This is a genomic window from Endozoicomonas acroporae (genome assembly GCF_002864045.1).
Lineage (GTDB): Bacteria > Pseudomonadota > Gammaproteobacteria > Pseudomonadales > Endozoicomonadaceae > Endozoicomonas > Endozoicomonas acroporae.
Map to the genome: position 1 here is coordinate 1 of NZ_PJPV01000130.1, position 9302 is coordinate 9302.

A 9302-nucleotide genomic window follows, 5' to 3' on the forward strand; every position below is an offset into this window, starting at 1 on the left:
GGCTAACCGCAGAAAGGTTTATGAACAAGCCAAAGAACGCCACCCAGAGCGCTGGGGAAAGAGGTCAACAAGGAACTGGGATCTGGCTGATGAAGTCTGGTTGAATCCCGACAGGCCTGCTGATGATCAACTAAGCAAAGCCGCTTAAGTTGAGGCGACAACTATGTTGACAAACACCGCTCCTCCGTACTCCGTTCGTCCTGAGGCTGTCGAAGGGTGGAAACTCCGGACTCTGATAGATCGTGCCAAGCACCCTTCGACTCCGCTCAGGGCGAACGGAGATTGTACACATCAAACTCATCGGTATGATGTAGACGGGCGCTATTCCCAGACATCCTCCTGGTGGGTTAAAGAATGATGTTCTTAATATCATCATCCTTTCGATCCAGATAGTGTATGGACTGGATGCGGCGGATGGTTCGGGATTTACCGCGAACCACCAGGGTTTCGGTAGTGGCGATATTGCCGGTGCGCATAATGCCCTGGAGCAAATCACCCTTGGTAATGCCGGTGGCTGAAAAGACGACGTTATCGGAACTGGCCATATCATCCAGGCGCAGTACTTTACCCGGCTCTACTCCCATTTCCCGGCAGCGTTCCGCTTCCTGTCGGCCCGCTTCAATGTTTTCCGGCGTTTCCCCCTTGGCTTTGTCACGGGTTACCAGACGGCCGTGCATATCGCCACCCAGTGCCCGGATAACGGCTGCTGAAACCACGCCTTCCGGTGCTCCGCCCACGCAGTACATCAGGTCAACTTCGCTGTCGGGCATGCAGGTAAGGATGGAAGCAGCAACGTCCCCGTCGGGAATGGCAAAGACGCGAACACCCATGCTCTGCATCATGGCAATGGCGGCATCATGACGTGGTTTGGCGAGGGTGATGACCACCAGACTCTCAATGGGCTTGTGCAGGGCGCGGGCGACATTCCGGATATTCTCACGCAGTCCCAGATTCAGGTCGATCACGCCTTTGGCTCCCGGTCCACAGACCAGCTTCTCCATATACATGTCCGGCGCTTTCAAAAAGGAGCCTTTTTCACCGGCCGCCAGAACGGCGATGGCATTGTTCTGGCCCATGGCCGTCATGCGCGTGCCTTCAATCGGGTCGACAGCAATATCAATGCTTTCACCATTGCCGGTACCGACTTTTTCACCAATATACAGCATGGGTGCTTCGTCGATTTCTCCTTCACCGATCACAATCTCACCGTGCATATCGACTTTATTCAGCATGGTGCGCATGGCTTCGACGGCAGCACCGTCAGCGGCATTTTTATCGCCTCGTCCCAGCCATTTATAACCTGCCAGGGCGGCGGCTTCGGTGACCCGTGAAAATTCGATTGCCAGTTCGCGTTTCATTGAGTTTTAAACTTTGAAGGTGTGTGGGGTGGCGACTTTAGCATATCTGGTATTGCTCTGGCAGCGCTTATCACTTGTTCGGGGATGGGATTGCCGGATAAGGGAGATTTATTAAAGAATATATAAATCATTAGGTTATCTGTTTTTTCTGGCTTTCCTGTGTTAACTTTTTTGCCCGTAAATTATCTTCCCTGTCTTTGGTTAGCCCTCCTTAAAACAGTAAGAATCCCCTGTTAAACTCGCTTCTGTGCCAGAGTATGGGATATTTCTCGCTTTATATGGCTGAATCCCCTACTTGACGTTGCTTTTGTCGATCCGTAAAATTTCTGCGCTTTATTTTGCCCGTGGTTCGCTTCTTGTGAGTTAGTCGTGGACCGGGTCGTATAAGCCGGTTTCTGCCGGCTTTTGCTGTTTAAAGCAGGAGTCTGGACTGCTCTTTCCTCTGACGGTTCAGACTCAACACTTAGAAACGGTTCTCGAATAGAGATTGGAGTTTGCTGAATGGCAACAATTAACCAGCTGGTGCGCAAGCCCCGGAAGCGTAAGGTTAGAAAGACGGACGTGCCTGCGCTGCAGGCCTGTCCTCAGCGTCGTGGGGTTTGTACCCGTGTTTATACTACTACCCCTAAAAAGCCTAACTCTGCGCTGCGTAAAGTATGTCGTGTGCGTTTGACCAACGGCTTTGAAGTGACTTCCTACATCGGTGGTGAAGGTCACAACCTGCAAGAGCATAGTGTTGTTCTGATCCGTGGCGGTCGTGTAAAGGACTTGCCAGGTGTTCGTTACCACACCGTTCGCGGTAGCCTGGATACCCAGGGTGTTAACGACCGTAAGAAGGGCCGTTCCAAGTACGGTACCAAGAGACCTAAGGGCTAGAAACTAGTTGCAAGAGACTAGTGTCAAGCCGGGTAAGAATTTTTTTAATATCAGGTTGATGAGAGTAAGGCCAGGTCACTGATTTTTTGTATCGAAAAAGTCAATGATTGATCCTGGATTACCTGAAGACCGACGTAGAGGGCTTATCAATGCCAAGAAGACGCGTAGTCGCTAAGCGCGACGTGCTGCCAGATCCTAAGTTTGGCAACAAAACACTCACTAAATTCATCAACCACGTGATGGTCAGCGGTAAGAAATCTGTCGCTGAAAAGATCGTATATGGTGCCCTGGACATCGTTCTGGAGCGTACCAATAAGGAGCCTCTGGAGCTGTTCGAAAAAGCTCTGGAAACCATCGCTCCTATGGTAGAGGTTAAGTCTCGCCGTGTTGGTGGTGCCACTTACCAGGTACCCGTTGAAGTTCGCCCTGCCCGTCGTACTGCCCTGGCCATGCGCTGGCTGGTAGACGCTGCGCGCAAGCGTGGTGAAAAGTCCATGAAACTCCGCCTGGCTGGAGAGCTGCTGGACGCTGCCGAAAGCAAGGGTGCTGCCGTTAAGAAGCGTGAAGACGTGCATCGTATGGCTGAAGCCAACAAGGCATTCTCCCACTACCGTTTCTAAGTATCAGAGGATTGAGTCGTGGCCCGTAAAACCCCGATCAACCGCTATCGCAACATTGGTATCTGTGCCCATGTTGACGCGGGTAAGACAACGACCACAGAGCGTGTTCTGTTTTACACCGGTCTGAGCCATAAAATCGGTGAAGTTCATGATGGTGCTGCCACCATGGACTGGATGGAGCAGGAGCAGGAGCGTGGTATCACCATCACGTCTGCAGCTACTACCTGTTTCTGGCGTGGTATGGATGCTCAGTTTGATGAGCACCGTATCAACATCATCGACACACCAGGACACGTTGACTTTACCATCGAGGTAGAGCGTTCCCTGCGTGTACTCGACGGTGCTGTCGTCGTGCTGTGTGGTTCTTCCGGTGTTCAGCCTCAGACTGAAACCGTATGGCGTCAGGCTGACAAGTACGAAGTACCCCGCATGGTCTTCGTCAACAAGATGGACCGTACCGGTGCTGATTTCGAAATGGTGATCAGCCAGCTGCGTGACCGTCTGAATGCCAACGCTGTCCCCATGCAGATGACCATCGGCGCCGAAGACGAGTTCAAGGGCGTGGTTGACCTCGTGAAGATGAAATCCATCATCTGGAACGAAGAAGACCAGGGCATGAGCTTCACTTACGAAGACATTCCTGCCGACATGGAAGAGCTGTGCGCAGAAATGCGTGAGTACATGGTCGAAGCTGCCGCTGAAGCCACTGAAGAACTGATGGAAAAATATCTCGAAGAGGGTGATCTGTCAGAAGAAGAGATCAAGGCCGGTATCCGTGCCCGTACTCTGGCCAATGAAATCATCCCTGTGTTCGGCGGCTCTGCCTTCAAGAACAAGGGTGTACAGGCTGTTCTGGACGCCGTTATCGAGCTGATGCCTTCGCCAAAAGAAGTCAAGGCGATCGAAGGTATCCTGGACGACGCAGAAGGCACGGTTGCTACTCGTGAAGCTGACGACAGCGCTCCTTTTGCTGCCCTGGCGTTCAAGATTGCCACTGACCCATTCGTGGGTACTCTGACCTTTATCCGTAACTACTCCGGTGTTCTGAGCTCCGGTGATTCAGTTTATAACCCGGTCAAGAGCAAGAAAGAGCGTGTTGGCCGAATGGTTCAGATGCACGCTAACAACCGTGAAGAGCTGAAAGAGTGTGTCGCTGGTGACATCGTCGCGCTGATCGGCATGAAAGATGTCACCACTGGTGACACCCTGTGTGCCATGGACAGCGTGATCACTCTGGAGCGCATGGAGTTCCCTGAGCCGGTAATCTCCGTTGCGGTTGAGCCAAAGACCAAGGCTGACCAGGAAAAAATGGGTATCGCTCTGGGCAAACTGGCTCAGGAAGATCCATCTTTCCGCGTACACACTGACGAAGAGAGTGGCCAGACCATCATCTCCGGTATGGGTGAGCTGCACCTGGACATCATCGTTGACCGTATGCGTCGCGAGTTCAAGGTAGAAGCGAACATTGGTAAGCCACAGGTTGCCTACCGTGAGAAGCTGAAAGGCTCTGTTGACGCTAACCACAAGTTTGCCAAGCAGTCTGGTGGTCGCGGTCAGTACGGTCACGTTGTTGTTGAGTTCTCGCCTGCTTCCGACGGTGAAGAAGGTCTGGAATTCATCAACGAAATCGTGGGTGGTGTGATTCCGAAGGAATACATCCCGGCTATCCAGAAAGGTATCGAAGAACAGATGAAGAACGGCGTTATCGCCGGCTACCCGCTGCTGGGTCTGAAAGCTCGTCTGTACGATGGTTCCTTCCACGATGTTGACTCTAACGAAATGGCGTTTAAAATCGCTGCTTCGCAGGCTCTGAAGAAATACGCGCCTCAGGCCAAGCCGGTCCTGATGGAGCCTATGATGAAGGTCGAGGTGGTAACACCAGAAGACTACATGGGTGACGTTATGGGCGACCTGAACCGTCGTCGCGGTATTGTTCAGGGGATGGAAGATACACCTTCTGGCAAGGTGATTAATGCTCAGGTGCCGCTGGGTGAAATGTTCGGCTACGCTACCGATCTGCGTTCAGCAACTCAGGGGCGTGCAACATACTCCATGGAATTCCATGAGTATGCCGAAGCGCCCGCCAGCATTGCTGAAGCGGTCATCAAAAACCAGGGTTGATATTAACTAAGGGGTTCTGACCGTCGGCTTCCCGGAAATAACCGTTTTTTTTATGTTTTTTTAACATGAGAAATTCTTTCCGGTGACAATGGCTGTTAGAATGCCCTGCTTGATATTGCTACCCTCGAACTATCTATAGCTAAAGGTTAAGAGACATGGCTAAGGAAAAATTTGAACGCTCGAAGCCGCACGTAAACGTCGGCACCATCGGTCACGTTGACCACGGTAAAACCACCCTGACTGCAGCACTGACTCGCGTATGTGCTGAGACCTGGGGCGGCACCATGCGTGCATTCGACCAGATCGACAACGCTCCAGAAGAGCGTGAGCGTGGTATCACCATCTCTACTGCACACGTAGAGTACGACTCTCCAAACCGTCACTACGCGCACGTAGACTGCCCAGGACACGCTGACTACGTTAAGAACATGATCACCGGTGCTGCTCAGATGGACGGCGCTATCCTGGTATGTTCTGCTGCTGATGGCCCCATGCCACAGACTCGTGAGCACATCCTGCTGTCCCGTCAGGTAGGTGTACCATACATCGTGGTATTCCTGAACAAAGCCGACATGGTTGACGACGAAGAGCTGCTGGAACTGGTAGAGATGGAAGTTCGTGAACTTCTGGACACCTACGACTTCCCAGGCGACGACACGCCAATCATCATCGGTTCTGCCCTGATGGCCCTGAACGGCGAAGACACCAACGAAATGGGTACTTCTGCTGTACGTAAGCTGGTTGAAACTCTGGATGAGTACATCCCAGAGCCAGAGCGTGCGATCGATCAGCCATTCCTGATGCCTATCGAAGACGTATTCTCCATCGCTGGCCGTGGTACTGTAGTAACTGGCCGTGTTGAGCGTGGTATCATCAACGTTGGTAACGAAGTAGAAATCATTGGTATCAAAGAGACTACCAAGACTACCGTTACTGGTGTTGAAATGTTCCGTAAGCTGCTGGACGAAGGTCGTGCAGGCGAGAACATCGGTGCCCTGCTGCGTGGTACCAAGCGTGAAGACGTTGAGCGTGGTCAGTGTCTGATCAAGCCAGGTACTGTTACTCCGCACACCAAGTTCGAAGCTGAAGTGTACATCCTGTCCAAAGAAGAAGGCGGTCGTCACACTCCATTCTTCAAGGGCTACCGTCCACAGTTCTACTTCCGTACTACTGACGTAACCGGTGCTGTAGAACTGAACGAAGGCGTTGAAATGGTCATGCCTGGTGACAACATCAACTTCATTGCTACCCTGATCAACCCGGTAGCGATGGAAGAAGGTCTGCGCTTCGCGATCCGTGAAGGTGGCCGTACTGTTGGTGCTGGCGTTGTTGCCAAAATCATGGAGTAATAAATTTTCTTTGGAAAATTTATTCCCGTACCCCATAGAAACCCCGGCTTAGGCCGGGGTTTCTCGTTTTGGGGCTGTAAAAACAGGTGTTGCCAGAAGTTCAAAGGGCAGGAAAGAAGCTGCTCGCCCATGACTTAACCGGGAATTAAACACGAATCAATTTAAGCGGTTCCAGCTTCAATTTGCCGACAATTGGTGGAGCAACGTCATCATACAGTTCCTCCAGTTCCCGCTGTTCTTTAGTGAGCAGTGCTTTCTGTTTTGCGGCCCGGTCAAGCCAATCTTTGGTTTTACTGATTTCTTGCTCCAGTTCATCAATTTTGAACGCGTAAAACTCATACCAGTCTCTCAGGTGTTCGCGTTGTTTAGATTCAAACCATGTCTCTTTTTTAGCACCAGGATTCAACTTTGCAATCTCCTTTCTGGCACGCTCTTCGGCCTTAATCTCTGCGTTTCCTCTGTCACAATTTCTTAACGTTCTGGCCAGCTTTGCATCAATAAGCTTGGTTTGCAGTACGCACAGAGACTTCTCCGTTCGTTGATATTTTTTTAAAAACCTCTCTTCTGGTGACGTAAAGGCGGTCATTTCGGCTAATTTTTCACGGGTATCCACCGATGCTGCCACGGTTGACGTCAACAGGCGAGAAATTCCCTGGGAGAGCAGCCAGCCAATACCAAAAGCCCCAAAAAATACGATTGTGGCGATAAGATCAATAATAAGCAGTCCGAGAAAATTGACTGAAGATCTAAGACTCTCATGGGAACCCAAATAATCTATAAACCCTTTCAGGATTATTGCCCCGGTTAGTATGTCCAACAATTTAGTGGACACGGTGAAAACCCGGCTACGTATGGTTTCCACCCGGGCACTCCGATCAGTCTCTGGATTATTGAAATCAGACATTGTTTTAAAGCTTTTCGAAAAGATTTTAATCGCCAGGGCAAGCTTTTTTATTTTACCGGGTGGTTGCCTGAACTCCGGATCATTAATGGTAATATCAGCCTTCAATGGTGAATGCATCTGGTCAATGGCCGTTTGTTTTGGTGACAAAGTTGCCGTTAGCTTGAGTTTTTCGGATGCTTTGAGTTCTGGTGATGGCTCAGTTAAAGAGACTGCCCTGTGAGAGAGTGACTGATCTGAGCTTGAATGGCTTTTGGAACCAACAGCTTTATCATCCCCTGTCGCTTTTTTTTCTTGAGCTGAGGGGGTTACATATCCTGATAATGTAGCCGGACCAGTTTTGTTAATCATGGGACACTCCTTGTCTGAGAGATTGCCTGCAAATTCTGGTAGGGAATCAATGAAACATTTCCGTCTGTTTCTCATTAATTGAAAATATTAAACGACTTTTTATTCTATAAAGCACTAACAAGATGGTAAGCATCGCTAACCGCAGGCTAGCGTTATTACCCGTACACCACGTTCACCCTGAGCGGAGTCGAAGGCTGCTTGGTACGATCTATCAGAGTCGGGAGTTTCCGCCTTTAGGCCCATTACCTTCGAATTACATATGAACCCGGTGAGCCGGGTTTTCGTCAGCAACCACTGTATTCAGTTTTTGTAGTTCCTGTTCATTACAGAGCCGTTCTTTCTGTTTTGCTGCCCTGTTAAGCCAATCTTCGGTTTTACCGATTTCATCCTTTAGTTCCTTACTACTGTACTGATAGAACTCATACCACTCTCTCAGGTAATAACGCTGAAGAGAATCATACCATTTATCCTTGGCAGTGCCTGGATTCAAAGCTTCAGTATCAAGTTTGGCCTGCTCTCTGGCTTCACGCTCTGCTTCACTGGTTTTAGAATGTCTTAAAGTACTGGACAGCTCAGCATCAATAAGCTTGGTTTTCAATACGGTGAGAGACTCCTCCGTTCTTTGATATTTTTTTAAAAATCGCTCTTTTGGTGACGTAAAGGCGGTCATCTCGGCTAATTTTTCACGGGTATCCACCGACGCTGCCACGGTAGAAGTCACCAGGCGAGAGATTCCCTGGGAGAGCAGCCAACCAACACCGAAAGTCCCAAACATTACGGTTATGGCGATAGCCGCAACAAAAATATCCAGGAGTATCGTGTCTGACTCTCCACTATTACGACAAGCACCCATAAGACGAATAAACCCTTTTAAGATTATTGCCCCGGTCAGTATGTCTAACACTGCCGCGGTCCCGGTGAAAACCCGGTTACGTATGGTTTCTACCCGTGCACTCCTGTCAGTCTCCGGATTATTGAAACAAGACATTGTTTTAAAGCTTTTAGAAAAGATTTTTATCGCCAGGGTCAGTTTTTTTATTTTTCCGGGTGGCCGCTTAAACTCCGGATTATCTATGGTAATCTCGTCAGCTTTATGCGGCTGCATCTGGTGAAATGCAGTTGTTTGCCCGGGCAGAGGTTCCATCAATAACCTGAGGTTTTCGGGCTCCCGGGGCTCCGGATGATTGATCGGCGATATGGCCCTGTGGTGGATTGGTTGTCCAGGGTTTTCGGAGCTGTTTGTAACAGGGTTATCGTTACGATGCTGATCGGTCAAATCCACAGTTAAGGGTATCGCAGATTCAGGTTTTTTCATCTCTAAACGATCGGCTATGCAATTCATTGGACAATCCTTGTGTTAATTATTTGTATTAAAATGGCTCGTGCAAGTTTTGCTACGAACTCAATAGAGCTTTACCAACGGGTTCATTGTTAAAAAACGTTGCAATTTAACCATTTTGTTTTCCCCAAATAACTAACCGGATGGTAAGTGACGGTAACCGTGAGCTCCGATCAGTCTCTGGATTATTTAAATGAGATATTTTCATAAAGCTTTTGAAAAATATTTTAATCACCAAGGCCAGCTTGTTAAATTTGACGGGTGGGCACTTAAACTCCGGACAATGGTAATATCATCAGCTTTAAATGGTGACTGTATCTTGTTAAACGCTAATCCGTGTGAAGGTTCCATCCCCCTGTGTCAGCATAGTTGTCGCCTCTCCTGAAA

Annotated in this window: 7 protein-coding genes; 4 read left to right on the top strand and 3 right to left on the bottom strand. The window is 49.6% G+C overall.

Annotated features, from left to right (window positions below; translation table 11 throughout):
* Positions 1 to 347: 347 nt before the first annotated feature.
* On the bottom strand, positions 348 to 1358 hold the full coding sequence (glpX, locus tag CX664_RS18085; protein WP_101748081.1) for a class II fructose-bisphosphatase: 1011 nt from the start codon (positions 1356 to 1358) through the stop codon (positions 348 to 350).
* A 501-nt stretch (positions 1359 to 1859) separates the two neighbouring features.
* On the opposite strand from glpX, the gene rpsL reads away from it, so the two are divergent.
* From rpsL to tuf, 4 genes are all read left to right on the top strand, one after another.
* Positions 1860 to 2234: a 30S ribosomal protein S12 gene (gene rpsL / locus CX664_RS18090; protein WP_101748082.1), complete on the top strand. Its 375-nt coding sequence runs from the start codon at positions 1860 to 1862 to the stop codon at positions 2232 to 2234.
* Between the two features lie 149 nt (positions 2235 to 2383).
* Entirely contained in the window at positions 2384 to 2854 is a 471-nt protein-coding gene (gene rpsG / locus CX664_RS18095; RefSeq protein ID WP_101748087.1) for a 30S ribosomal protein S7, read from the top strand.
* Positions 2855 to 2872: 18 nt separating this feature from the next.
* On the top strand, positions 2873 to 4975 hold the full coding sequence (fusA, locus tag CX664_RS18100) for an elongation factor G (protein ID WP_101748083.1): 2103 nt from the start codon (positions 2873 to 2875) through the stop codon (positions 4973 to 4975).
* Positions 4976 to 5130: 155 nt separating this feature from the next.
* Positions 5131 to 6324, top strand: coding sequence for an elongation factor Tu (gene tuf, locus CX664_RS18105; protein ID WP_101748084.1), 1194 nt, complete (start codon positions 5131 to 5133; stop codon positions 6322 to 6324).
* Positions 6325 to 6469: 145 nt separating this feature from the next.
* On the opposite strand, the gene CX664_RS18110 is transcribed toward tuf, so the two are convergent.
* Together CX664_RS18110 and CX664_RS18115 are read right to left on the bottom strand one after the other, a co-directional pair.
* A complete protein-coding gene (locus CX664_RS18110; RefSeq protein ID WP_101748085.1) occupies positions 6470 to 7576 on the bottom strand; it encodes a hypothetical protein in 1107 nt (368 codons plus the stop codon).
* A 253-nt stretch (positions 7577 to 7829) separates the two neighbouring features.
* Positions 7830 to 8918, bottom strand: coding sequence for a hypothetical protein (locus tag CX664_RS18115; RefSeq protein WP_101748086.1), 1089 nt, complete (start codon positions 8916 to 8918; stop codon positions 7830 to 7832).
* Between the last annotated feature and the right edge of the window lie 384 nt (positions 8919 to 9302).